At 68.6% G+C, this 22594-nt stretch carries 28 protein-coding genes and 3 pseudogenes; 15 read left to right on the forward strand and 16 right to left on the reverse strand.

Annotation, left to right across the window (positions count from 1 at the left end):
- Window positions 1-33 precede the first annotated feature (33 nt).
- Window positions 34-1052: pseudogene (locus tag QE449_RS07395) on the forward strand (LacI family DNA-binding transcriptional regulator).
- Between the two features lie 117 nt (window positions 1053-1169).
- Window positions 1170-2354, forward strand: coding sequence for a phytanoyl-CoA dioxygenase family protein (locus QE449_RS07400; RefSeq protein ID WP_222647458.1), 1185 nt, complete (start codon window positions 1170-1172; stop codon window positions 2352-2354).
- Window position 2355: 1 nt separating this feature from the next.
- On the opposite strand, the gene QE449_RS07405 is transcribed toward QE449_RS07400, so the two are convergent.
- Window positions 2356-2559, reverse strand: a complete 204-nt coding sequence (locus QE449_RS07405) for a zinc-ribbon domain-containing protein (RefSeq protein ID WP_307108561.1) — start codon at window positions 2557-2559, stop codon at window positions 2356-2358.
- 69 nt (window positions 2560-2628) lie between these two features.
- Between QE449_RS07405 and QE449_RS07410 the strand changes: the two genes are divergently transcribed.
- Together QE449_RS07410 and QE449_RS07415 are read left to right on the forward strand one after the other, a co-directional pair.
- Entirely contained in the window at window positions 2629-3891 is a 1263-nt protein-coding gene (locus QE449_RS07410; protein ID WP_307108562.1) for an MFS transporter, read from the forward strand.
- A gap of 14 nt (window positions 3892-3905) precedes the next feature.
- Window positions 3906-4268 (forward strand): metalloregulator ArsR/SmtB family transcription factor, encoded by a 363-nt coding sequence (locus tag QE449_RS07415; RefSeq protein WP_027505578.1) that lies wholly within the window; start codon window positions 3906-3908, stop codon window positions 4266-4268.
- A gap of 6 nt (window positions 4269-4274) precedes the next feature.
- Here the strand turns inward: QE449_RS07415 and QE449_RS07420 are convergent, their stop codons facing one another.
- From QE449_RS07420 to QE449_RS07440, 5 genes are read right to left on the reverse strand one after another with little or no spacing between them, the layout of a single operon-like run.
- Window positions 4275-4880, reverse strand: coding sequence for a response regulator transcription factor (locus tag QE449_RS07420; RefSeq protein ID WP_307108563.1), 606 nt, complete (start codon window positions 4878-4880; stop codon window positions 4275-4277).
- Entirely contained in the window at window positions 4877-6016 is a 1140-nt protein-coding gene (locus tag QE449_RS07425; RefSeq protein WP_307108564.1) for a sensor histidine kinase, read from the reverse strand. The genes QE449_RS07420 and QE449_RS07425 overlap by 4 nt, the downstream gene beginning before the upstream one ends.
- Window positions 6017-6056: 40 nt before the next feature.
- Entirely contained in the window at window positions 6057-6842 is a 786-nt protein-coding gene (locus QE449_RS07430) for an ABC transporter permease (RefSeq protein WP_027505580.1), read from the reverse strand.
- On the reverse strand, window positions 6839-7759 hold the full coding sequence (locus tag QE449_RS07435) for an ABC transporter ATP-binding protein (RefSeq protein WP_307108565.1): 921 nt from the start codon (window positions 7757-7759) through the stop codon (window positions 6839-6841). Before QE449_RS07435 ends, QE449_RS07430 begins: the two co-directional genes overlap by 4 nt.
- On the reverse strand, window positions 7756-7983 hold the full coding sequence (locus QE449_RS07440; RefSeq protein ID WP_056448660.1) for a hypothetical protein: 228 nt from the start codon (window positions 7981-7983) through the stop codon (window positions 7756-7758). The genes QE449_RS07435 and QE449_RS07440 overlap by 4 nt, the downstream gene beginning before the upstream one ends.
- A 123-nt stretch (window positions 7984-8106) precedes the next feature.
- On the opposite strand from QE449_RS07440, the gene QE449_RS07445 reads away from it, so the two are divergent.
- From QE449_RS07445 to QE449_RS07465, 5 genes are all read left to right on the forward strand, one after another.
- Window positions 8107-8262: a hypothetical protein gene (locus tag QE449_RS07445; protein ID WP_197027779.1), complete on the forward strand. Its 156-nt coding sequence runs from the start codon at window positions 8107-8109 to the stop codon at window positions 8260-8262.
- 106 nt (window positions 8263-8368) lie between these two features.
- Window positions 8369-9040 carry a TetR family transcriptional regulator gene (locus QE449_RS07450; protein ID WP_222629975.1) on the forward strand — a complete coding sequence of 224 codons (672 nt, stop codon included), beginning with the start codon at window positions 8369-8371 and terminating at the stop codon, window positions 9038-9040.
- Window positions 9037-9969, forward strand: coding sequence for a TIGR01777 family oxidoreductase (locus QE449_RS07455; RefSeq protein WP_307108566.1), 933 nt, complete (start codon window positions 9037-9039; stop codon window positions 9967-9969). The genes QE449_RS07450 and QE449_RS07455 overlap by 4 nt, the downstream gene beginning before the upstream one ends.
- Window positions 9970-10049: 80 nt before the next feature.
- Window positions 10050-10454 carry a four-helix bundle copper-binding protein gene (locus tag QE449_RS07460; protein ID WP_307108567.1) on the forward strand — a complete coding sequence of 135 codons (405 nt, stop codon included), beginning with the start codon at window positions 10050-10052 and terminating at the stop codon, window positions 10452-10454.
- Between the two features lie 206 nt (window positions 10455-10660).
- On the forward strand, window positions 10661-11518 hold the full coding sequence (locus tag QE449_RS07465) for a cyclopropane mycolic acid synthase family methyltransferase (protein ID WP_307108568.1): 858 nt from the start codon (window positions 10661-10663) through the stop codon (window positions 11516-11518).
- Here the strand turns inward: QE449_RS07465 and QE449_RS07470 are convergent.
- On the reverse strand, window positions 11502-12023 hold the full coding sequence (locus QE449_RS07470; protein WP_222649406.1) for a hypothetical protein: 522 nt from the start codon (window positions 12021-12023) through the stop codon (window positions 11502-11504). The genes QE449_RS07465 and QE449_RS07470 overlap by 17 nt on opposite strands.
- Entirely contained in the window at window positions 12014-12688 is a 675-nt protein-coding gene (locus tag QE449_RS07475) for an RNA polymerase sigma factor (RefSeq protein ID WP_307108569.1), read from the reverse strand. Before QE449_RS07475 ends, QE449_RS07470 begins: the two co-directional genes overlap by 10 nt.
- A gap of 233 nt (window positions 12689-12921) precedes the next feature.
- On the opposite strand from QE449_RS07475, the gene QE449_RS07480 reads away from it, so the two are divergent.
- The 4 genes from QE449_RS07480 to QE449_RS07495 all read left to right on the forward strand — a co-directional run bounded on the left by QE449_RS07480 (window position 12922) and on the right by QE449_RS07495 (window position 16578).
- Window positions 12922-13341 carry an Asp23/Gls24 family envelope stress response protein gene (locus QE449_RS07480; protein WP_285185767.1) on the forward strand — a complete coding sequence of 140 codons (420 nt, stop codon included), beginning with the start codon at window positions 12922-12924 and terminating at the stop codon, window positions 13339-13341.
- Between the two features lie 217 nt (window positions 13342-13558).
- Window positions 13559-14257 (forward strand): aquaporin, encoded by a 699-nt coding sequence (locus QE449_RS07485; RefSeq protein WP_037185699.1) that lies wholly within the window; start codon window positions 13559-13561, stop codon window positions 14255-14257.
- A 92-nt stretch (window positions 14258-14349) separates the two neighbouring features.
- A complete protein-coding gene (locus tag QE449_RS07490) occupies window positions 14350-14991 on the forward strand; it encodes a luciferase family protein (protein WP_056448638.1) in 642 nt (213 codons plus the stop codon).
- 87 nt (window positions 14992-15078) lie between these two features.
- Entirely contained in the window at window positions 15079-16578 is a 1500-nt protein-coding gene (locus QE449_RS07495) for an amidase (protein ID WP_307108570.1), read from the forward strand.
- On the opposite strand, the gene QE449_RS07500 is transcribed toward QE449_RS07495, so the two are convergent.
- The 5 genes and pseudogenes from QE449_RS07500 to QE449_RS07515 form a co-directional block, all read right to left on the reverse strand.
- Entirely contained in the window at window positions 16559-16708 is a 150-nt protein-coding gene (locus tag QE449_RS07500; RefSeq protein ID WP_235579003.1) for a hypothetical protein, read from the reverse strand. The two genes, QE449_RS07495 and QE449_RS07500, sit on opposite strands and share 20 nt — an antisense overlap.
- A 6-nt stretch (window positions 16709-16714) precedes the next feature.
- A pseudogene (locus QE449_RS21430) lies at window positions 16715-16759 on the reverse strand (hypothetical protein); the annotation flags it as partial.
- Window positions 16756-17001 carry a hypothetical protein gene (locus QE449_RS07505; RefSeq protein WP_056448629.1) on the reverse strand — a complete coding sequence of 82 codons (246 nt, stop codon included), beginning with the start codon at window positions 16999-17001 and terminating at the stop codon, window positions 16756-16758. The pseudogene QE449_RS21430 and the gene QE449_RS07505, both read right to left, overlap by 4 nt.
- A 28-nt stretch (window positions 17002-17029) precedes the next feature.
- Window positions 17030-17326: a hypothetical protein gene (locus QE449_RS07510; protein WP_027505588.1), complete on the reverse strand. Its 297-nt coding sequence runs from the start codon at window positions 17324-17326 to the stop codon at window positions 17030-17032.
- Complete coding sequence (locus QE449_RS07515; protein WP_307108571.1) at window positions 17323-18270, reverse strand: DMT family transporter; 948 nt, start codon at window positions 18268-18270, stop codon at window positions 17323-17325. The genes QE449_RS07510 and QE449_RS07515 overlap by 4 nt, the downstream gene beginning before the upstream one ends.
- Window positions 18271-18305: 35 nt before the next feature.
- Here QE449_RS07515 and QE449_RS07520 point away from each other — a divergent pair, with 35 nt between their 5' ends.
- Window positions 18306-18887 (forward strand): TetR/AcrR family transcriptional regulator, encoded by a 582-nt coding sequence (locus QE449_RS07520; RefSeq protein WP_307108572.1) that lies wholly within the window; start codon window positions 18306-18308, stop codon window positions 18885-18887.
- Here QE449_RS07520 and QE449_RS07525 read toward each other — a convergent pair.
- Window positions 18861-19886 carry an LLM class flavin-dependent oxidoreductase gene (locus QE449_RS07525; protein WP_056448617.1) on the reverse strand — a complete coding sequence of 342 codons (1026 nt, stop codon included), beginning with the start codon at window positions 19884-19886 and terminating at the stop codon, window positions 18861-18863. The two genes, QE449_RS07520 and QE449_RS07525, sit on opposite strands and share 27 nt — an antisense overlap.
- 82 nt (window positions 19887-19968) lie before the next feature.
- Between QE449_RS07525 and QE449_RS07530 the strand changes: the two genes are divergently transcribed.
- Entirely contained in the window at window positions 19969-20631 is a 663-nt protein-coding gene (locus QE449_RS07530) for a GNAT family N-acetyltransferase (RefSeq protein ID WP_307108573.1), read from the forward strand.
- Between the two features lie 19 nt (window positions 20632-20650).
- Here QE449_RS07530 and QE449_RS07535 read toward each other — a convergent pair.
- A pseudogene (locus tag QE449_RS07535) lies at window positions 20651-21524 on the reverse strand (sugar phosphate isomerase/epimerase family protein).
- Window position 21525: 1 nt separating this feature from the next.
- Window positions 21526-22560, reverse strand: coding sequence for a Gfo/Idh/MocA family protein (locus QE449_RS07540; protein WP_027505593.1), 1035 nt, complete (start codon window positions 22558-22560; stop codon window positions 21526-21528).
- Window positions 22561-22594 lie beyond the last annotated feature (34 nt).

Here is a 22594-nt window from a genome sequence, read left to right on the forward strand (position 1 = left end):
CGGCGCAGTGCCGTCGTCACCTCAGGAGCAGCAGTGGCGCATCGTTACCGGGTCAGAGAGATCGCGCAACAAGCGGAGTTGAGCGAGGCCACGGTCGACCGTGTGCTCAACGATCGCCCCGGTGTCCGCCCGTCGACACGGGAGATGGTGGCGCGGGCGATCGCCGATCTCGACGGCCAACGAGAACAACTGCGGTTCAGTGGACGCAAGTACATGCTCGACGTCGTCATGTCTGCGCCCGACCGTTTCTCGAAGACCTTCAAGCGTGCGGTCGAGGCCGAACTGCCGAGTCTCGAACACCCGCCACGGTGCGCGCACGGTTTCATCTGCAGGAGAGCGCCACCGCCGAGGCGGTGGTCGCGCGGCTGAACAGGCTGTCGGGCAGCGGATCTCAGGGCGTCATTCTGAAGGCGCCTGCCGTACCGGACGTCGCCGCCGCGGTCGATCGCCTCGTGGCCGCCGGGATTCCCGTGGTGACCTACGTGACCGACATTCCAGGGAGCCGACGGTCCGGGTACGTGGGAATGGACAATCGTGCAGCGGGGGAGACGGCCGCCTATCTGATCACCACGATGATGGCCGATCACCCGGGTGACGTCCTGATCACGCTGAGCAGCAACGCGTTCCACGGCGAGGAGGAGCGGGAGATGGGCTTTCGCACCGCGCTGCGACGACTACCCGGACCTGTGCGGACGGTCGTCGAGATCGCGGAGAACGACGGGCTCGACGATCGCGTGGAGTCGCTGGTTCTCGACGCCCTCGACCGTCACCCCACCATCTCCGCCGTCTACTCGTGTGGCGGCGGGAACTCGGCCATCGTGCGGGCCTTCCGGACGCTGGACCGACCCTGCCGGGTGTTCGTCGCGCACGACCTCGATGCGGACAACCGGGACCTGCTGTATCGCCGACAGATCAGCGCGGTGCTCGAGCACGACATGCGCGCGGACGCTCAGCGTGCGTGTCGGATGGTGCTGCACGCGCGCGATGCCTCGACCGCGGTCCGCGGATCCTCGTCACCCATCCGCATCGTCACCCCGTTCAACATGCCCTGACCGCTCGGGCGGGTCCCGTCTCGAGGGGAAACTGAGGGTTCGAAGCCTTGTCTCGAGGTGTCCGCGCCCGGCAGGCTCGACCATGACGACAACGGCCATCGGGACCGAGGAGCAGGTATGACCAGCAACATCAGCAGCCACTCGCACCGCGCGGATCGCCTCCGCGCGGCCGACTGCGACATCGAGGAGTTCCGGGCACTGGTGTCCGAGAGCACCCAGCTCGCCGACCACCCCCACGCGTCCGACGTGGTGCAGAACGTGCTCGTGTACGACGGACCGGAGCTCGCGCGGCGGGCGACCGACGACCAGGTGCGTGCCGACATCCAGGACGAACTGGCGAATGCACTCCTGAACGGCCCCGGCATCGTGGTGTTCCGCGGTGCCTTCACGGCCGACCACGCGGTCGCGGAGACCACCCGCACGTACCGGGACGTCATTCGTGGCCAGCACGAGAGCGGTGTGAGCAACGGTGACCACTTCGCGAAGCCGGGAGCGAACGATCGCATCTGGTCGGCCCTGCAGAAGTTGGCGGTCGCCGAGCCCGAGCAGTTCGCTCGGTACTACGCCAACGATCTCCTGGCGCTGGTGGCGGAGGCGTGGCTCGGGCCGATGTATCAGGTCACGTCCGCCATCAACGTCGTCAATCCCGGTGGCGCCGCCCAGAATCCGCATCGTGACTACCACCTGGGGTTCATGTCGACCGACACGGCCGCGGCGTTCCGGGCGCACATCCACCGCCTGTCACCGGCGCTGACACTGCAGGGAGCGGTGGCGCACTGCGACATGCCGATCGAGAGCGGCCCGACGATGTATCTGCCGCACTCACAGAAGTTCGAGGCCGGCTACATCGCCTTCAACCTCCCCGAGTTCCGGGAGTACTTCGCCGACAACCACGTTCAGCTTCCGCTTCGGGAGGGCGACGCCGTGTTCTTCAATCCGGCGCTGTTCCACGCGGCAGGGCACAACACGTCGACCGACATCTTCAGGATGGCGAACCTGCTGCAGATCTCCTCGCCGTTCGGCCGCGCGCTCGACAGTGTCGACCGGCAGGCGATCGTGTCCGCCCTGTATCCGACGCTGGTGGACTGGGCGGCGCAGGGTCGTGAGCGGGACGTCGCCAACGTGATCGCGGCGTCGGCTGAGGGCTACGCGTTCCCGTCGAACCTCGACCTCGACCAGCCGATCAGCGGTCTGGCGGGGGAGACGCACGCCGAACTGGTGCGGCGCGCGCTGGCGAGCGGGCTCGACGCCGCCGAGTTCGACGCCGCCGCGGCGGATCTGTTCGCCCGCCACCGGGCGTGACTCACACCTCGGTCGCGGTCCCGCAGATTCCGCACACCTCGAGCACGCGCCGCTTCCAGCGTGCGACGGGGATGAATAAGACGCTGAGCTGCGTGTACTGCCGCATCCGCTCCCACTGGGTGGTGTTGTGGCAGCGGGGGCACGTTCGGGTGCTGCCGGCGCCGAGCGAGGACCGTTTCGTGCCGTATCCGAAGAGGAAGAACATCGGACCAGACTAGAGGCCACCGAACACCCATGTGTGCGCACGTGCGCACACATGGGTATGGTCGTCGGCATGGGTGTTCTGCAGGTTCGATCCGAGTCCGTTCTCGCGGTCCCGGCGTTTCGCAGGCTCTTCACCGCACAGGTGGTGGCACTGGTCGGCACCGGTCTGCTCACCGTGGCGCTGGGACTTCTTGCCTACGACATCGCCGGTAGTTCCGCCGGCGCTGTCCTCGGTACGGCGCTGGCCGTCAAGATGGTCGCCTACGTCGGGGTGGCTCCGGTCATGTCCGTGCTCACCGGCCGTCTGCCACGCACGACCGTGCTGGTGTCCGCGGACGTCGTACGGATCGTGATCGCGGTACTGCTGCCGTTCGTGACGCAGGTGTGGCAGGTGTACGTGCTCGTGTTCGTCCTGCAGGCGGCCTCGGCCACCTTCACGCCGACCTTCCAGGCCGTCGTTCCCGCGGTGATCTCCCGCGACGATCAGTACACCCGCGCGCTCTCGCTGTCCCGGCTCGCCTACGACCTCGAGTCGCTGGTGAGTCCGATGCTCGCCGCGGCGCTGCTCACCGTCGTGTCGTACCACTCGCTGTTCGTCGGCACAGCAGTAGGTTTCGCGCTGTCGGCCGTCCTCGTGGTGAACACCCGAATTCCGGACAGAGAGCCCCGGTCCGCTCCGGACGGGTCTCGGTCGTTCGGTGACCGACTCGTGGCCGGAGTGCGCCGCTTCGGTGGCCGTCCGTCGCTTCGGGGGCTGCTCGCACTGAACCTCGTCGTCGCGGCCGGAACGTCGTTGGTGATCGTCAACAGCGTCGTCTACGTGCGCGACATCGTGGGTGGGCCGGCCAGCGCCCTGGCCGTGGCCCTCGGCGTCTTCGGCGGCGGGTCGATGATGGTGGCGTTCGCAGTTCCCCGCATTCTCACAGTCGTCGACGACCGTCGGCTGATGCTCGCCGGTGGTGTGGTCGTCTCTCTCGGGACGACGGGTGCTGTCGCGCTCGCCGCTCTCCGTCCGAACGGTGCCGCGGGCTGGGCGTCACTCGCCGTCGTCTGGGCCGTGCTGGGCGCCGGAACGTCGATGATCTCCACCCCGTCTGCTCGCGTGATCACCCGAGACTCCGACGACGGTGACCGGGACGAGCTCTTCACGGCGCAGTTCTCGCTGTCTCATGCGTGCTTCCTGCTCACCTATCCGGTGGCGGGCTGGGTGGGCGCCGAGGTGAGCCAGGTCGTCGCCGCGTCGATCATCGCCGTCCTCGCTACACTTGCCGCGCTGGGTGCCGGTCGGCTCTGGACTCCGGCATCGACGGTGGGCGCGCCACCGACCGAGTAGACGGAAGCGGCGATATGACGGCATCGGACGAGAAGCGGGCTCACGCGAGTCTCGACCATGCCGACCGCCCGGACCGCGCGCGTCTCGAGGCCGCCGGCGACACGTTCCGCATGCTGTCCGATCCCACTCGGCTGCACCTGCTCTGGACGCTGAGCCACGGCCCAGCCGACGTCACGGCACTCACGGAGGAGACCGGCGCGTCCCGCACCGCGGTGAGTCAGCATCTGGCGAAGCTGCGCTTCGTCGGCATGGTCGAGACCGAACGCAGCGGCCGCAACGTCATCTACCGACTCGCCGACGGCCACCTGGCCCGGCTGGTGCGAGAGGGTCTCAACTTCGCCGACCACACCGTGACCGGCGAGCCTCCGCATCACTGATCGGGTCTAGATCCACCCGTGGCGCCGGGCGATCGCGCATGCCTCGTGGCGATTGGCGGCGCCCAGTTTGGCCGCGGCGGCCGAGAGATAGTTGCGTGCCGTTCCCGGTGAGAGATGTGCGCGCTGGGCGATCTCGGCGATCGTGGCTCCGTCCGCGGCGAATTCGAGCACGTCCGACTCGCGCGGTGTCAGCGGCGAATCGCCCGCGCCGATGGCCTCGGCCGCCAGGCTCGGATCGACGTAGCGTCCGCCGCTCACCACCGTGCGCACCACCTCGGCGAGGGTCGCCGCGGACGTGGTCTTCGGGAGGAATCCGCCGACGCCGGCAGCGAGCGCCTTCTTGAGGTATCCGGGCCGGCCGTGGCTGGTGACGATGATCGACCGGCAGTCGGGAAGCAGCGCGGCGATGCGTTGGGCCGTCTCGATACCGTCGATCCCGCCGAGCTGCAGGTCGAGCACCGCGACGTCGGGGGTGGTCCGCGCGGCCTCGGTCACCGCCGCCTCGCCCGAGTCCGCATGTCCCACGACCTCGATGTCGTCCTCCAGATCGAGCATCGTGCCCAGGGCCACCCGGATGAGGTTCTCGTCGTCTGCCAGCAGTACCCGGATCATGGTGTGCCCTTCGTGGGGGATGTCGTCGTCGGTGCGAATCCGACAGCGAGGGTGAAGGTGTCGGATCCGGCCTCGACGGTGAGGGAACCTCCGACCGCAGCCAGACGCTCACGGAGACCGGCGAGACCGGTGCCGTCGCCCGCACGTTCCGGCGACGTCGGCCGGTCGTTGACGATGCGGAGCCGGTCGTCACCGAACTCGATACGGCAGTAGGTGGCACGTGAGTGGCGCAGGATGTTCGTGACGCCTTCCCGCACCACCCACGCGGCCTGTTCGGCTACTGCGCCGGGGATGTCGGCAACAGTCCCGGTCAGCTCGGTCCGGATGCCGGCGGCGGACAACAGGGACTGGGCGCCGCGGAGTTCCGCCGCGACGTCGACGGAACGGTAGCCGCGCACCAGCTCCCGAGCGTCGGTCATCGACTCCCGGGCGAGCACACGTACCTCGTCCATCTGCGCGGCAGCTCGGTCGTCTCCTCGCCGAGCCAGCGCGGCGGCGAGCTCGCTCTTGACCGCGATGGCGGACAGCGCGCGACCGACGACGTCGTGCAGGTCCCGGGAGAAGCGCAGTCGTTCCTCGGCGACCGACAGGGCGGCGGCGGCGTCGCGGGTGGTGGCCAGCTCGGTGACGATGCGCAGCAACCACATCGACAGGCGCACCGTGGTGGCCATGGCGACGATGCAGAAGGCCAGGAGTGTGATCTCGAGGGCGGTCGAGCCCGATGCGGCGGCGACCACCGGGGCGACCACCGCGGCGCCGAGAGACCAGCGCAGGTCCACCAGTGCCGCGATCGGTGTCGTCACCAGGATGGCCACCCACAGGAGGTTCGGTGCGGCGCCCACCACGACGAGCACGGCGGCCGCTGCGATCTGTACGCACAACGGTGCCCGGACGTCCGCACTCGAGGCGCCACCGAGTGCGGGAATACGGTGCAGGACAACGAGTGCAGACACCACGCACACGAGCGCGGCGGCGGTCGAGACCGCGTCACCCGCCCGCGCCGAGGCCGCCATCGAGGCCACCGCGACCGCGACGACGATGAGCTGGAAGGACTGCCGGGTGTAGGTGCGAACCTTCTCGACGTCGCTGCTGCCCCGCCATCCGAGTGTCGGGTCGAGATGATCGCGCAGTCTCATGGTCTCCAGCCTTGCAGATCGGACGGTCGGTGGCGGGACGTCAGGAGCGCGGTTCCCAGCGGAAGTGGGTCCGGGCGATCAGGACGCTGCCCGCGATCCAGGCGAGCATGACGAGAGCCGGCTGACCAGCCTCCGCGAACGTCGACGCGAAGCCCACCGAGTCGGCGCCACCGGCGGCATCACCCACCGAGGTGGTGCCGAACCACCCGAGGTTCAGGAGATCGCTGACCGCGGCCATCGGTGTCAGAGCCACCACGTCGGCGAGGGACTCGGGTACCACGTCGCGTAGGAGTGACGATCCGAGCATGGCCAGCAGGATGACGGGCAGGCTGGTGATCTGTGCTGCTTCCGCGTTGCGGGTGAAGGCGGACGTGATGAGGGCCAGTGCGGCGAAGAGCGCCGCACCACCGACCAGTGCCGCCGCGATGAGCAGGACGTTGACGGGAGTGCCGCCGCCGAGGACCACCACGACCACGCCGACGATCACTCCGAGGAGGAGTGTCAGGAGGAACGACGGCACCGCGGGTCCGAGAAGGATCTGTGCGTCCGTGCTCTCCCCGGTGCGGAGACGTTTGAGCACCAACTCGTCTCGACGCGTCGCGTAGACCGACAGGAGGTTGTAGTAGACCAGGAACACCAGCAGGAACAGGGCGAAGATCTCCAGCGCGGCCGACACGCCGGCGTCGGTGAGCCCACCGTCTCGACCCGCGACGACCAGAAGGACGATCGGCAGGACGAGGGGCATGACCAGAGCGTTGAAGAGAAGGACGCGGTTGCGTCCGAGGAGCGTGAATTCCGCTCGGGACAGTGCGGTCATCGTACTCATGCCGTGATCACCTCGGGGTCGTCGAATGTGTCTGCGATGGAGAGGAACACGGTCTCGAGGGACGCGGCTCGCGCGTCGAGACCGTGCAGGGTGACGCCGCTGTCGCGGGCCCACACGAGCAGCTCGGTCAGCGTCTCCTGTACCGAGTTCGTCGTGATCGACACCGTGTCGCCCTTCCGGTCGACGTCGGCTCCCGGGAGTTGCGGCAGTGCGGTCCGCGGGTCCTTCAGCTCGATGCGCGCCGGGTGACCGGCGACCACGTCGTCGACCGTTCCGCTGCGAACGACGCTGCCGCGGTGCATGATCGCCAACCGATCGCACAGCGATTCCGCCTCGTCGAGATAGTGCGTGGTGAGCATGATGGTCACCCCGGAGTTCTTGAGCTCCTGAATGAGCTGCCACGTGTTGCGCCGACTCTCGGGATCGAGTCCGGTGGTCGGTTCGTCCAGGAACAGGACTCGCGGTCGGCTGATGATCGCGCAGGCGAGATCGAGACGACGCTGCTCGCCGCCCGACAGGAACTTCACTCGGGTGTCCGCACGGGCTTCGAGATCGACGCGCGCCAGGACGTCGTCGACAGGCAGTGGATCGCCGCACGTGCCGGCCCACATCCGCAGGCTCTCGGCCGCGGTCAGGTCCTGCGGTAGTCCACCCTTCTGCAGCATGATGCCCAGGGCGGGCCGGACCTTTCTCCGATCCGCCACGGGGTCGAGTCCCAGGATGCGGACCGTGCCCTCGCTGGGACGCGACAGACCCTGGATGACTTCCAGGCTCGACGTCTTGCCGGCGCCGTTGGTGCCGAGCAGTCCGAACAGTTCGCCCTCCGCGATGTCGAGGTCGAGGTTGCGGACCGCGTCGTACGCTGTCTTGCCGGAGCCGTAGCGGCGGGTCATTCCCGACACCTCGATGACGGTCATGACGCTCGCCCCCAGTGCCGACGCCCGACGGCGACGCGGACGGCGAGGAACGCGGCGACGACGGCAGCCGCTGCCACGGTCGGCACCGAGACTCCGACGATCGCGATCAGCACCGCGATGAGGGCCACCGAGATGACGGCCACCACCAGTTCGCGGGCCGGGGTCGGCGCGGGTCCGATCTCCATGAGGTCGGTGAAGAGGTTTCCTTCGTCTGGTTGCTTCATGAGAACAATTCTTCGGATCGTGCGGCAGGACCGGCAGTGCCAGGATGCATCGGTCGAGGTGACACCGTCACGGTCGAGCGATGACAAACGTCATGAACCGGACGGCCGAGTAGCGTGTCGACCATGAACGGATGGTTCGTCGTCGCGCTGCTCGGGGTGCTCGGTCTGGCGGCGATCGTTCTCGGCGGCGCCGACGATTCACCGGGACTCCAGTTTCTCGGGCTGATCCTCGTCGTCAGCGCGGTCGTGACGGCGGTTCGCCGTCGCCGTATCTCCTGATCGCACCCTCCCCTCGATTCTCGTCGCGAGTTCATGGTGGCACTTGTTGAACGTGTTCAACTTCGCTACGGTCGTTGTTGAACACGTTCAAGATGGGAGTCCGACAGTGGTGCGAGACACGGCGACGCGGGAGCGGTTGGTGGAGGTGGCGCTTCGACTCTTCCGGGAGGACGGGTTCCAGGCGACCACGATGCGGCGCATCGCGACCGAGGCGGGCGTCTCGCTGGGCAATGCCTACTACTACTTCGCCGGCAAGGACGAGTTGGTCCACGAGCTGTATCTCGTCGTCCAACGCGAGCATCGGACCCGCGCTATACCCCTGCTCCGTGACGGCGCCTCGCTGGCGGACAACCTCTCGGCGGTGCTGCACGCCGGTCTCGACGTGATGCACCCTTACCGAAGCTTCGGCGGCTCGTTCCTCCAGTCGGCGCTTCCCCTGCAGTCGACCTCCAGTCCCTTCTCGCCCGAATCGTCCGCCGCGCGAGACATGGCCGTGGACCTCATGCGACTGACTCTGCAGAAGTCCAAGCAGCGCGGACCGGCATCGCTGGAGAGTCGTCTCCCCACGTTGCTGTGGGTCGCGTACCTGGGTGTGACCCTGCACTGGGTCACGGACGGATCCGACGACCAACGCCGCACCCGCGCGCTCGTCGACGGTCTCGTTCCCGTCGTCACGAAGACGATCAGCCTGTCCCGACTGCCGGTCGCGCGAGGACTGCTCGGCGACATCGTCGGGCTGGTGGACACCATGACATCCGAGAAGGGAAGCGGGCGATGACGAGAGACGTACGGACCGTCGTGATCTGTGGAGCGACGGGATACATCGGGCAGTACCTCGCGAGGGCGTATCGGGAACGGGGAATCGACGTGAGATCCGTGGGCCGCGGCGCCGTCAACGACGCGTCGTGGTCGGACCGTGACCGGTTGACCCGTGTCCTCGACGGAGCCGACATGGTGATCAATCTGGCGGGCCGTTCGGTGAGCTGCCGCTACACCAAGAGTACCGCCGACGTCATCTTCTCCTCGCGGGTGGAGACGACGGCCGCACTGGGCCAGGCCCTCTCGCGTGTGGACCGCGCTCCGGACGTGTGGTTCAACGCCAGCACCGGAACCATCTACCGCGATGCTCGTGACCGGCCGATGACGGAGCGGGACGGGGACGTGGGGACGGGTTTCTCCGTCGAGGTGGCCCGCGCGTGGGAGCGCGAACTGTTCGACGCGCCCACCGGCGTCCGCAAGATCGCTCTGCGCATGGCGATCGTCCTGGGTGCCGGTGGCGGCGCCGTCAACCCCCTCATCGATCTGGCGCGGCTCGGACTCGGCGGCCGGATGGGTGACGGCACACAGATGTTCAGCTGGATCCACGTCGCGGACGTGCTCCGGTCCATCGACCATCTGTACGCGCGTGAGGACATCGCGGGACCGGTGAACCTCGCGACACCGTTCGCCGTGGACAACGCCACCATGATGCGCGAGGTCCGACGTCACCTGGGACGGTCACGAGGTGTCGCGACCCCCGCATGGTTGCTGCACGCCGGCGCCGCTGTCATCCGCACCGAACCGGAACTGGTCCTGAAGAGTCGGTGGGTGGATCCCGAGGTGTTGCGGCGCAGTGATTTCGAGTTCGAGTATCCGCGCCTCGGTCCGGCGTTGGAGCAGATCGCTCGCCACACGTCCCGCGGTCTGCTGCCGGTCACCCTGGGCTGACGCGACGTCGTACGCGCCGTTTCCGCCGACGGTCCGCGGGTAGCCGACACCGACGCGATCCGTGCGACGAAGGAGCAGCGATGACGACCGTGACGGACCTACTGGCCACCCATCCCCTCGATGGTGATCGTGCACTGGTGGCGGCCTGTGTGGAGGCGTGTCTCGACTGTTCGACGGCGTGCACCGTCTGTGCCGACGCCTGCCTCGCCGAGGATTCCGTCGCGCGACTCAGGTCGTGCATTCGACTCGATCAGGACTGCGCCGACCTGTGTGCCGCGACCGCCCGGATCATCACGCGGAGCGGTGCCCGGTCCGAGACGGCACGCGCCGCGCTGATCGCCTGTGCGTCCGCGTGCGACGACTGTGCCGACGAGTGCGCCCGGCATGCGGGGATGCACGAGCACTGCGCCGCGTGTGCGGACGCATGTCGGCGATGCGCGCGGGCGTGCCGCGACCTGCTGGCCGCGCCGGGCATACCGATGTGACGAGCTGGCGAGGAACAAGCACATCGGTTTCGGTCACCTCCGGTGTTCGGTGACGCGGTCGGGCACGGGTACGGCGGTCGGACCGACCGAAACTCCCTGATCGAGGATCTGACGGCGTGTTTCGACGCGACGATCGCGGGAACACGGGCGCCGCAGCACCACCGTCGGGTGGGGCTCGGTTGTCCGGTGACCCGTGGAGGAACTCAGTGTCCGATCTTCAGCCGTTCTACGACGACGTCCAAGCTCACTACGACCTCTCGGACGAGTTCTTCAGGCTCTTCCTCGATCCGACGCAGACCTACAGCTGTGCGTACTTCGAGCGCGAGGACATGACACTCGAGGAAGCGCAGCTCGCGAAGATCGATCTGTCGCTGTCCAAGTGCGACCTCCGTCCGGGCATGCGTCTGCTCGACGTCGGCTGCGGGTGGGGCGCGACGCTTCGGCGAGCGGTGGAGAAGTACGACGTGAACGTCGTCGGTCTGACCCTGAGCAGGAACCAGTACGAGCACGTGTCGGCGATGCTGAACGGGCTCGACACGGGACGCACCACCGAGGTGCGGCTGCAGGGGTGGGAGGAGTTCGACGAGCCGGTCGATCGCATCGTCAGCATCGGCGCCTTCGAGCACTTCACCTCCCCCCGCTACGACGACTTCTTCGCCCGCGCTTACTCGATCCTGCCCGGGGACGGCCGGATGATGCTGCACACCATCGTGCAACTCGGCCGCGACATGTTCCGGCAGAAGTCGCGCGTGACGCGGGCGGACATGGACTTCGCCGACTTCATCGGCCGCGAGATCTTTCCCGGCGGCGAGCTCCCGATCCCGCAGGTGGTGATCGAGAAGGGCGAGCGAGCCGGCTTCCGCGTGGAGAAGGTCCAATCGCTGCAACAGCACTACGCTCGAACGCTCGATCTGTGGTCGGCCGCGCTGGAGGCGAGGAAGGACGAAGCCGTCGCCATCGCCGGCGAGGCGATGTACCAGACCTACATGCGATACCTGCCCGGGTGCGCCGACTTCTTCCGGCGTGAACTGATCGACGTCCGCCAGTTCACGATGGTGAAGTAGACGCCGTCGCCTGGTCGGGGGCGTCGATCTCCGCGATCACGACGCCGATGTCGTCGGCGCTGTAGGGAAGTCCGAGGACATCCGTCAGAGCGGCAGCTGCCCGGCTCGCGACGAGATCGCCGGCCTCCTGGAGATCCGTGCCGTAGGCGGCGATCACCGTCACCAGACCGCCCGTGCACCGGTGACCCTCGGTGTAGAGCGAGATGTCGGCGGGCTCTGTGCCCGCCACCTCGGCGACGGCGCTGCGGACGGCGATGCGGACGACGACGTCACTGACCCGAAGGGTGTCGGCGTCGACGTCCACTCCCTCGACGACGCCCTCGTCGGGGTAGCGGGCGTCGAGGGGCCACGTCCGGACCCCGACGGCTCGCACGCGTGAGAGGGCGGCGGCGCTGATGTCCACCCACCCGTGGACGGGCGCGTCGCGCAGCACGCTCGCGGCTCGACGGAGCGTCGAATCCGTCTGCGGCGGTGTCGAATCAGGCTGACCCGACGTCATCTCCACGTCTCCAATCGTGTCTCGAGTGTGGCGCGTGCACGCGTGAGGTGGCCGCGGACGGCACCGGGGGAGAGGGCCATGACCGTGCCGATCTCGGTGTGCTTCATGCCCTCGACCTCACGGAGCAACCAGCAGGCCCGCTGGCGATACGGTAGCTCAGCGAGGGCATCGTCCAACGCGGACAGGAAGTCGGCGTCGGACACGGTGCGCGACGGGTCGTCCCTCGGGTCCTGGCTCGGCCTCTCGAACATCCAGTCCTCGACGGGCGCGATGCTGCGGCGCCGCCGATGATCCGTCACCTTGTGGGAGACGACGCTGAACAACCAGGTGCGCAGCGACGAGTCGGAACGGAAGTGGCGCAGTCCGCGCCAGGCGTCGACCAACGCGTCCTGGACGATGTCCTCGGCAGCGCCTCGGTCGGACAGGAGGTGGGTTGCGTATCGCAGCATGTCCGGTCCGAGTCGGCGCACGATCTCCTCGAACGCGCGTCGGTCGCCCATGCCCGCGGCGGCGGCGAGGGCGCGATCGCCGAGCTCGCGGTGGTCGGCGGCGAACGTCGGACGAGTGGACGTGTCGCGGTCCGCCGACGGTGCTGCGATGGACGGGAGGCTGACATCACCGGCCACGTCGGGACTGCCGGGATCGGGCGCGATCGACGGACGACTGAGCACTGTTCCCCCCGAACCGCCGTCGGAGTGACCCACCCCGAAGATTGATGAAGCAACTACTTTCCCCGACGTGACTGTTCCCGCGCAGGATCACGCGCAAACCGATGTGATGCGCATCACTTGATTTCCGACGTGCGTTTTCGTGGTGAGGACCCGACTCAATGACTGTGACGAGCCGTCACAGTCCAGAGAGAGGACCTGAAGTGAACGCCCCGCAGACTGCGACAGGAAACGCCGTGAGGACGTCCGTCGCATCGACCGTCGACCACAGTGACGACCGAACCGACCGCAGAAATCGCGGCCGCACAGTCGTCGCGGACGCCGTGGTCGCCACCGTCGCCGGCATCGCCGCACGAGAGGTACCGGGCCTCCACGCCCTGGAACCGGCCGGTTCTCGTGCGCTCGACGTACTCCGGTCCGCAGTGGGCGTCGACGGGGCGAGGCACACACAGGGGGTGTCGGTCGAGGTGGACGACCGCACCGCAGTCGTCTCGCTCGATCTGGTGGCGGACTACGGAATATCCATCGCCGACGTCGCAGCGGACGTCCGCCGCAACGTCTCCAGTGCGGTGACGGCACTGACCGGACTCACCTGCAGCCGCGTCGACGTCGTCGTGCACGACGTGCAGGTCGGTGGCCACCGCACGGCCGCCTGACCACAGTCTCGTCCGACCACACGCACCGACTCGCACTCCGCGGGCCGGTCGAAGAGAGGAACCATGATGACCACGATCGAGAAACGCACCGACGAGGTGCGCGCATGAGCGCCCGTCGGAGCCTGTCCAGCCGACTCTTCGAGGGCCTGGGCCGCGTGACGTGGGGCTACGCCAAGCGCAAGATCGACGAGCGCCGCACCCGACGAGGAGGACGACGATGACCAAGTTCACCGTCTACATCGCCGAGGCCATCGGCACCGCCGTTCTCGTGATCGGAGGTGTGGGCACCGCCGTCCTGGCGGGCGACGACGTCGGCACCACCGGAATCGCGCTCGCCTTCGGCCTGACACTGCTCGCGATGGTGTTCGTGCTCGGACCCGTGTCAGGTTGCCACATCAACCCGGCGGTCACGCTCGCGTTCCTCGTCACGGGCCGCATGACGGCCGCCCGCGCCGCCGGATACGCCGCCGCACAGGTGATCGGCGGACTCGTCGGCGCCCTGGTGGTCTACGCCATGGCGACGGGTCGACCCGGATACGACCGGACGGTCGACGGTCTCGGCGCCAACGGATACGGCGACGCATCGGCAGGAAACTACTCGCTTCTCGCCGTCGCGATCGTGGAGATCGTGGCAACGGCAGTTCTCGTGCTGGTCGTACTCGGCGTGACAGGGCCGCATTCCGTTGCGGCAGCCGGGGTTCCGATCGGACTGACGCTCGCGTTCGTGCATCTGCTCGCCATCGGGGTCGACTCGACGTCGGTCAACCCGGCGCGCTCCATCGGGCCTGCGCTGATCGCCGGCGGAAGCGCACTCTCGCAACTGTGGGTGTTCCTGGTCTTCCCGTTGATCGGTGGTGTTGTCGGTGCACTCGCCTACAAGGCCGTGCGGCCCGCCGAGGCGGTCGCCGCGCACTGACTCTCGTGTGCGACGAGCCCGTTGCTCGCCGGGTGCACCCGGGGCATGATGCGACGGTCGGTCGTGGGGGCCGTCGCACATGGGGGTGGGTCATGAACACGGTACGTCGTACGCCAGGTCTGCGCGCGATCCTGGACGACTATCGACGCTGGCGCGCGATCGGGCCGGGCGGGCTCCCAGACAATCCGGTCGGCTGGGTGGTCATGACCGCTCTACGCCCCCTCTGTCGAGAGACCATTCGACTGCGCGACAACGATATCCGGGCCGCCGTCGGTGCGCTCGAGTTGCCGGACCGCGGCAGTCGACCCGTCATGGCACCGTTCCCGATCCCGCACCGGCAGGTGGTGTCCGACGGCGATCCCGTCAGTGTCCGGTCGTTGCAGGATCACCTGACGATCCTGAGCTCCACCGACGGATGCCACAGCGCGCGTAGCCATCTGGAACGTCGAGGCGACGCGCTCCACGTCGATCACCCGCGCAGCGCCGCCGCTCGGCGTGCTCGCGGAGAGATCGCCCACGTGCACGACGCGCAGGGGTCGATGCACGTGGTCGCCGATCCGCGGGACGTCGCCGAGATCGTCTCGCGTGGCTGGGGAGAGCGGCATCCGCTGGCCGGGCGTTCCCTCGTGGGACTGCCGGACAGCTATCTCTACCTCTACGCACCTCGGAACGAGGCAGAGCAGCAGCAGCTGCGGCGCATCGTGGACCGAGCGATCGTCTCTGCTGGAACGTGATCGGTTCCCGGGGTCACGGGCCGTGCGGTGTCCAGACTTCGACGACACCGGCGCTCGCGGGCGGCACTCGCACCTAGTCTGAGCGCCATGAGATTCGACGAGTATCGGGCCCACGACGCGACCGGGCTCGCCCAGCTGGTCGCGTCCGGCGACGTGACGGCCGCGGAGTTGGTCGAGGTCGCGATCATGCGAGCGCGCGAGGTGGATCCCACCCTGAACGCCCTCGTGCAGTGGCAGGAGGATGCCGCGCGAGTGCGGGCCGCGGGCGCCTTGTCCGGTCCGATGGCGGGAGTGCCGTTCCTGCTCAAGGATCTCTTCCAGGCTCAGGCCGGGATCGTCGAGACGTCGGGGTCACGCTCGGGGGCGTCGTCCAGGCCCCGGGTCACGGACACCGTGGTGCAACGGTGGCTCGACGCCGGGGTCATCGTCTTGGGACGCACGGCCGTACCCGAATTCGGCGCCAAGGGAGTCACCGAGCCGCAGGCGCACGGTGCGACCCGCAACCCGTGGGATCCCGCTCGCACACCGGGTGGCTCCTCCGGTGGTTCGGCCGCCGCGGTGGCGTCGGGCATCGTGCCCGTCGCCGGCGCCAGTGACGGCGGCGGCTCCATCCGCATCCCCGCGGCGTACTGCGGCCTGTTCGGACTCAAGCCTGGCCGGGCAGTCGTCCCTGCCGGGCCCCGCGCCGGGGAGATGCTCTTCGGGAGCGCCGTCACCGGTGTGCTCACCCGCTCCGTGCGCGACTCGGCCGCGTTCCTCGACATCGTGCGCGGCGCGGACGACGACGCGCCCTTCGAGTTCGCGGCCCCGTCGACGCCCCATGTGGAGGCACTCGGCCGGCCGGGTCCTCGGCTTCGGATCGGGGTCGCGGCGCGATCGGCGCTGAACGACGCACCCCACCCGGACGTCCTCGCCGCGCTCGACCGCGCCCGCGACCTGCTCGTCGAACTGGGCCACACCGTCGAGGAGGTCGCCTCGCCGTTCGACGAGGAGCAGCTGGCCAGAGACTTCCTCGTGCCGTGGTTCGTCCACCTCGCCGCCGAGGTGTCGTCCGCGTCGGCCACGGCGCGGCCCACCACGACGGAGTTCGAACTCGACACGCTGGTCCTCGCCGAGATCGGGCGCGCCACGAGAGCGGTGGATCACGATGCGGCGCTGGCACGCTGGCAGGACCACGTCCGCGCCATCGCTGCATTCCACCGCCGCTTCGATCTGCTCATGACACCCACGACGGCGGGTCCCGCGCCGCTGATCGGCGCCTTCGACACCCCGTTCGTCGAGAGGGTGGGCGCCCGGCTCGCGCTCGCGCTGCGACTCGGACCGATTCTCGGACGGCTCGGCGCGGTGCAGGACGCGGTGATGCGCAGCCTGTCCGCTGTCCCGTACACGCAATCGGCCAATCTGACCGGGCGGCCGGCGATGAGTGTTCCGCTCTCGGCGACAGTCGACGGTCTGCCAGTCGGCGTGCACTTCCTGGCGCCACCGGGTGGGGAGACTCGGCTGCTGGTGCTCGCCGCGGAGCTCGAGGTGGCGCGGCCGTGGTTCGACAGGATCCCCGCGGACGTGGTCAGTGAGCGAGTCGGATGACGCCGTCGACGATCTCCACCTGCGCGGTGGTGAGCGGTACGGCGCGTCCGACGGCGGCTACCACTGCGGAGTAGGGCGGGAAACCGAAGATCACTCCCTTGGGCCCGGACACCATGGACCCGTCGGTCACGTCGAATTCCGCCCTGTGCCAGGGGCACTGGAGGCAGCCGTTCTCGGTCACCCGCCCGCGCCGAGCTTGGCGAGTTGGTGTCGGCACGTGTTCCCGACGGCGAACGGTGTCCCGTCGGGCCGGATGCCGACCGCGAGCACCCCGTGGTCGTCGGTGCGCACCTCGGCCACGCCCCTCTCGTCCAGATCGGCGACACGCACGAGGTCGCGCCCGCGTGCCCGGATCGGCTGATCGTGGAGCACGGGTGGGAGCACGCTGCGCGGTCGCGGGGCGGGGGCGCGGTCGTCGGCCATGGGCGGGGGTTACCCGGACGGCGGCCGACTACGCGTCGTCGGTACCGGGCCTCGGGACGTCGGTCTCCCAACGCGCGCGGCGTTCGTCGTCGGACTGTTCCCACCACGGCGTGCCGCGTTCGCCGAGAGCGACCTTGGCGGCCTGTACACCGGCGCGGGACTCCGCGGCGCCGCCGGTCCGGCGGACGTCGCGTCGCCACGCCATCAGGATCGACCGCAGTTCGGCGCCGCGCTCCTCGGGAATGTCGGGATCGGTGGCGCGCCACTTCCGCCCGTCGATCACGATGTGGTGGCCGTCCTCGGTGTACTCCCGGCCGTCCGTCATGACACCGATGCTAGCGACGACTTCGGGATGTCCCGTCGGGTTCCGGCCCGAAGACGCATCGTGACGACAGTGATGGCCACGAAGGTCAGCGCCAGACCGATCGCGGTGAGGGCGGTGAACGGCTCGCCGAAGAGCAGGGCGCCCCACACGGTGGTGACGGGCGGTACGAGGAACATCAGAGCGTTCACCCTCGTCACCCCCACCCGGTCGAGCAGATACCAGTACAGCCCGTACCCACCGAACGTCGCGAACACCACCAGTCCCGCCGTCGCCGCCCAGAAGTCGAGTGTCGTCGGCGGTACCGCGGTGCCCGTCGCGACCGCGCCGGCGGTGAAGACGACGGCCGATGTGGCGCAGTGGATTCCGAGGGCGCTGACGGGTGCCGGTCGCTGGGCGCGACGGTCGACGAAGGTCGCGGCGACCAGAGACATCATTCCCACCAGTGGAACGAGGTAGGCCCACGCCGGGGTGGTCGCGGTGGTCGCCGTGGCGTCCGCAACGGTGGCGAGCGCGACGCCGAGAGCACCGATCAGGAGCCCGATCCATTGTCGGCCCGAGGCCGCCGCGTTCAGCAGGGGGCCCGCCAGCGCTGCCGCGACGAGTGGCTGCACTCCGTCGACGAGGGCCGTGGTGCCGGTGGAGACCCCGAGGCCGATGGCCCAGTACACAGTGAGGAGGTAGCCGGACTGCGACAGAAAGCCCACGATCACCTGCCGCCGAAGGTCCGGGCCTCGAACTCGGCGAGACCCGAAGAGCCACGTCGGTGCGAGCAGCAGGGCGAGGGGGAGGAACCGCCACATCAGGACGGTGGTGACGGCAGCGTGCTCACCGCTGATCTTCGCGCCGATGAAACCGGACGACCAGCAGAGTACGAACGCCGCGCCCGCCAGTACCGACCCGACGGCAGTGCGTCGATCCACAGGTATACCGATCTGTCTACTCATGACAGCAGACTACACAGATCGGTATAGTTCGAAACATGACATCCGAGGTCGCCTGGACGCCGAAGGCACGTGCCGTGCTGGCCGCGGCCGACGAGCTGTTCTACGAGCTGGGCATTCACGCGGTCGGCGTCGACACGATCGCGGCGCGAGCCGGCGTCACGAAGAAGACGTTGTACGACCGTTTCGAGTCCAAGGAACGGCTCGTCGTGGAGTACCTGCGGGAAAGAGACCGTCAGTGGCGCGAGTTCCTCGCCGTCCGGCTGGGTGCCGTCTCCGCCGACGACGCCGGCGATCGGATCGATGCGGTGCTCGTCGCCTCGGCCGAGTGGACGGCGCAGCGAAGTGGCAAGGGATGCAGCATGGTCAACGCGCACGCGGAGATCAGCGACCCCGCCCACCCGGCCTATCCGGTGATCATCGGGCAGAAGCGCTGGATGGCCGATCTGTTCGTCGACATCCTCACGGCCGCAGGCGTGCCTGACCCGGTGGGCACGGCCGACCTGCTGATGCTCGTGCACGAGGGCGCGCTGGTGTGCGCGGGAATGGGAGTGGTCGAGCGGCCCTTCGACCGTGCGCGTGCTGCAGCGCGTCTACTCCTCGAGCCCACCGGCCGGTGACCACCCGAGCGCCGGCCCGAGCGTCGTCGCCATGTCGGTGAGAATCTGCACGTAGTCGTCGTGGTCGAAGCTGAAAGGCAGAGCGAACGCCACCTCGTCGATCTCCCGGAAGGCTGCGCGCGCCTGCAACTGCTCCACGAGCTGCTCGGTGGTGCCCACCAGATCGGGAGCGAACAGCAGGCGGGCCGGGCCGACCGGTGACAGGGTGCGGCCCAGACGGGCATCGGCGTACTCCTGGTAGCGGGCACGCTGGCTCGGTGTGGCCGAGTCGGTCGGAATCACCACCAAGCCCTGCGAGACCCGAGCACCGTTCCCCGCCGAGTGTGCCGAGCGGAACGCCTCGATGTGGGAGAGCTGGATGCGGTCGAAGTCGTCGTCCTCCTCGGCCTTCACGACGCTGCTCGTCAGGAAGTTCATACCGTTCGCGCCGGCCCAGCGAGCCGACCCGAGCGACGCGCCGCCGTACCACATCCGGGACGCGAGACCGGGCGAATGAGGCTGTGCGCGTGAGGAATGCACCTCGATGCCGTCCATCCCCTCGAAGTCCGTCAGACGATCGCCTCGGATCGCGGCGAGGAGCCGCTCGACCCGGGCGTAGCTGAAGTCCTCCCGATCGGCGGTGTCGGGGTACAGCGCATCCCTGAGCCGGTCGAAGTTCATCGGCGGGCCCACGCTGACCCCGGGATTCAGGCGCCCGCCGGACAGGATGTCGACGGTGGCGAGGTCCTCGGCCAGCCGCACCGGGTTCTCCCACCCCAGCGGAGTCACGGCGGTGCCGAACTCGATCCGCGAGGTCCGCTGCGATGCGGCGGCCAGCACGGCGACGGGGGAGGAGATGCCGTACTGCAGGTGGCGATGCCGCAACCAGGCGCTGTCGAAGCCGAGACGTTCGCCCAGCTCGATGATCGCGAGCGTCGACTCGTGCCCGGCCGCGGGGTCGTCCCCGTCGAACAGTCCGATCGTGAGAAAACCCATCCTGCGCAGCGGTCTCGGGTGCATGGGTCCATGATCCCCCCGTGAGCCTTTCGCGCATCCCCGAGTACGCAAACCGCGCACGGGGGCGAAGCCCTATGATCACGCGATGACCGATCACGATCATGTTGCCGCTCGCCGAGAGATCACGTCCGCCCTACTGGCGGCCTTCGAACGTCGTCACGAGGTGCTCGACGTCATCGTCGAGGCCGAGACCCGGCCCGACGCCGTGGAGGCGATCGCCACCCTGCTCGGCACGTCACGGTTGGGCGGCGAGGCCGTCATGGGCATGTCGTTCTCCAGCCTCACCAAGGACGCCCGCCGGAGCAACGCCGCCGAGCTCGAGGACCTGGACAGTCGCCTGAACTTCACGTTGGCCGAGCGTCCCGCCAGCGCGGGAGAGACCCTGGTGCTGGAAGCGTTCTCGGACGACGACCGCGACCTGTTCGCCGCCCGCCTCGCGGACGTCGGTTCCGCGGGTGACGGATCCGGCGGAGCAGCCGGTGATCTGGACACCGAGCTGGCGGCGGCACGGGACCGCCTCGACTCCGAGCAGGCCGCGTGGTTCGTCGCACGCGAGGGCGCGGAGAAGGTGGGCATCGTCTTCGGCGAGCTCGCCGGTGGCGACATCGATCTCCGGGTGTGGATCCACCCCGGACACCGGAAGAAGGGCTACGGCACTGCGGCGCTGCGGAAGTCGCGCGCCGAGATGGCGGCGGTGTTCCCGGGGGTGCCCATGATCGTGCGCACCCCCGGGGTCCAGCCGTCCTGACACTTCTCGTGAGAGGCGATCAGGCCCGGTACTTCTCGACGTACCGGGTCATCGTCTCGAGCTGGTAGCGGGAGACGTCGTGGGCGTTCTCGTTCTCGGCGAACACACTCGACACCATGACGGTGTCGTTGTCGTAGAACCCGAGTGAGCCGAGACCGCCGAAGAACTGGTCCCAGTCGACGTCTCCGTCCCCGATCTTCAGATGCTGGTGCACCCGCACCGCGTTGCCGGGTGGGTTGGTGATGTACCGCAACCCGTGCGAGCGGTGATGATCCATCGTGTCCGCCACGTGCACCAGACGCACCATGTCCCCGGCGGCGGCCATGATCGCCGGCAGGTCACCACCCATGTGGAACTGGTGGCACGCCACGATGACCATGCCGATGTTCGGGGAGTTGATCCCGCGGATGGTGCGGATCGCGGCGAGCCCGTCCTCGACGAAATCGTCCGGATGCGGATCGATCAGGACGTCGAGACCCTCGCGCTCGATGATGGGGACCAGTTCCTCCATCGACCGGTAGAACGCCCGTTCGGACTCCTCCGGCTTCTCCGGTCGCCCGGAGAACTCGGTGTTCATCGTCGACACCCCGAGGTCGACGGTGATCTGGATGGCGCGTTTCCAGTAGCGGACGGCCGCCTCGCGGGCGTCCTCGTCGGGACCGGACCAACCGCAGCACCGGCAACACCGAGGCGATCCCGACGCCGGCGTCCGAGCACGCCTTGCGGAACTTCGCGACCAACCCGTCATCGGCCTTGGGATGGTTGAAGAACGGGATCATGTCCACGTGCGGCGTCAGCTGCAACCACTCGTACCCCAGATCGGCGACCACGGCGGGCAGCTCGAGCAGCGAATGCGAATGATGGAACGGCGTCGGATCGAGCGCGATCTTCATCTCAGGCTCCGACGATGGACGAGCGCTGCACCATCTCGACGGCGACCGGGGCACCGGACTCGAGCGACTTCACGCCGGCCTCGCACACCGCGGCTGCAGCGTATCCGTCCCACGCTCCGGGGCCGTCGACGTAGTTGCCCGTCTCGGCGCCGGCCTTCACCGCGTCGACCCAGCGCTGGATCTCGGTGTCGTAGGCCTGGCCGAAGCGCTGCACGAAGCCGGGAGTGATGGTGCCGCCCCAGGTTCCGGGAGCGGACTTGCGGACGAGGCCGACGTCGAGACCGATCATCGCGCTGCCGTGCTCGGCCACGACCTCGGTGCGCACCTCGTAGGCGACGCCGGTGGTGACGAACACCTCGGCGTCGACGTGTCGACCGGACTCCGTGGTGAAGATGGCGATCTGCGGATCCCGCAGGCCCTGCGGTGCCGACGGATTGGCCGACGGGCTGATGATCTGCACCGACGTGATCTCCTCGTCGAGGAGGAAGCGCGTGACGTCCACCTCGTGCACCAGCGAGTCGCGCACGATCATCGCGCTGTCGAAGTGCGGCGGCACGGCGGGGTTGCGGTGTGCGCAGTGCACCACCAGCGGACGGCCGAGCTCGCCGGAATCGATGAGTGCCTTGAGCTGGTCGTACTCGGTGTCGAAGCGGCGCATGAATCCGACCTGGATGAGCTTCTTGCCCAGCGCGGCCTCAGCTTCCACGACGGCGAGGGACGTGGCCACATCGGTGGTCAGCGGCTTCTCGCACATGACGGGCTTGCCGTGCTCGAGACACGCGAGAAGCTGCTTCTCGTGGGTCGGGCCGGGAGTGGCCAGGACGACGGCGTCGACCTCGGGGTCGGCGATCGCGTCGAGGGGATCCTCGACGACGCGGCAGCCGGGGATGGTCGCGGCGAGCTCGTGGGCCTTCGCGCTGACGTAGTCGTTGATCACGGCGACGCGGGCGCCGGTGATCTTCGAGGTGATGCGGGCGACGTGATCGGCACCCATCATGCCGACACCCAGGACCGCGATGCGGAGTTCGGTGGTCATCGTGTCAATCCGTTTCTGTAGGTGCGAAGTGTGG

It is taken from the genome of Rhodococcus sp. SORGH_AS_0303, assembly GCF_030819335.1.
In the GTDB taxonomy this organism is placed as follows: Bacteria; Actinomycetota; Actinomycetes; order Mycobacteriales; family Mycobacteriaceae; genus Rhodococcoides.

Excerpts from the sequence above, each read along its gene's own strand:
- QE449_RS07400 (WP_222647458.1), top strand. The coding sequence starts at position 1,170 with ATGACCAGCAACATCAGCAGCCACTCGCACCGCGCGGATCGCCTCCGC.
- QE449_RS07405 (WP_307108561.1), bottom strand. The coding sequence starts at position 2,559 with ATGTTCTTCCTCTTCGGATACGGCACGAAACGGTCCTCGCTCGGCGCC.
- QE449_RS07410 (WP_307108562.1), top strand. The coding sequence starts at position 2,629 with ATGGGTGTTCTGCAGGTTCGATCCGAGTCCGTTCTCGCGGTCCCGGCG.
- QE449_RS07415 (WP_027505578.1), top strand. The coding sequence starts at position 3,906 with ATGACGGCATCGGACGAGAAGCGGGCTCACGCGAGTCTCGACCATGCC.
- QE449_RS07420 (WP_307108563.1), bottom strand. The coding sequence starts at position 4,880 with ATGATCCGGGTACTGCTGGCAGACGACGAGAACCTCATCCGGGTGGCC.
- QE449_RS07425 (WP_307108564.1), bottom strand. The coding sequence starts at position 6,016 with ATGAGACTGCGCGATCATCTCGACCCGACACTCGGATGGCGGGGCAGC.
- QE449_RS07430 (WP_027505580.1), bottom strand. The coding sequence starts at position 6,842 with ATGAGTACGATGACCGCACTGTCCCGAGCGGAATTCACGCTCCTCGGA.
- QE449_RS07435 (WP_307108565.1), bottom strand. The coding sequence starts at position 7,759 with ATGACCGTCATCGAGGTGTCGGGAATGACCCGCCGCTACGGCTCCGGC.
- QE449_RS07440 (WP_056448660.1), bottom strand. The coding sequence starts at position 7,983 with ATGAAGCAACCAGACGAAGGAAACCTCTTCACCGACCTCATGGAGATC.
- QE449_RS07445 (WP_197027779.1), top strand. The coding sequence starts at position 8,107 with ATGAACGGATGGTTCGTCGTCGCGCTGCTCGGGGTGCTCGGTCTGGCG.
- QE449_RS07455 (WP_307108566.1), top strand. The coding sequence starts at position 9,037 with ATGACGAGAGACGTACGGACCGTCGTGATCTGTGGAGCGACGGGATAC.
- QE449_RS07460 (WP_307108567.1), top strand. The coding sequence starts at position 10,050 with ATGACGACCGTGACGGACCTACTGGCCACCCATCCCCTCGATGGTGAT.
- QE449_RS07485 (WP_037185699.1), top strand. The coding sequence starts at position 13,559 with ATGACCAAGTTCACCGTCTACATCGCCGAGGCCATCGGCACCGCCGTT.
- QE449_RS07490 (WP_056448638.1), top strand. The coding sequence starts at position 14,350 with ATGAACACGGTACGTCGTACGCCAGGTCTGCGCGCGATCCTGGACGAC.
- QE449_RS07495 (WP_307108570.1), top strand. The coding sequence starts at position 15,079 with ATGAGATTCGACGAGTATCGGGCCCACGACGCGACCGGGCTCGCCCAG.
- QE449_RS07505 (WP_056448629.1), bottom strand. The coding sequence starts at position 17,001 with ATGGCCGACGACCGCGCCCCCGCCCCGCGACCGCGCAGCGTGCTCCCA.
- QE449_RS07510 (WP_027505588.1), bottom strand. The coding sequence starts at position 17,326 with ATGACGGACGGCCGGGAGTACACCGAGGACGGCCACCACATCGTGATC.
- QE449_RS07515 (WP_307108571.1), bottom strand. The coding sequence starts at position 18,270 with ATGAGTAGACAGATCGGTATACCTGTGGATCGACGCACTGCCGTCGGG.
- QE449_RS07520 (WP_307108572.1), top strand. The coding sequence starts at position 18,306 with ATGACATCCGAGGTCGCCTGGACGCCGAAGGCACGTGCCGTGCTGGCC.
- QE449_RS07525 (WP_056448617.1), bottom strand. The coding sequence starts at position 19,886 with ATGCACCCGAGACCGCTGCGCAGGATGGGTTTTCTCACGATCGGACTG.
- QE449_RS07530 (WP_307108573.1), top strand. The coding sequence starts at position 19,969 with ATGACCGATCACGATCATGTTGCCGCTCGCCGAGAGATCACGTCCGCC.
- QE449_RS07540 (WP_027505593.1), bottom strand. The coding sequence starts at position 22,560 with ATGACCACCGAACTCCGCATCGCGGTCCTGGGTGTCGGCATGATGGGT.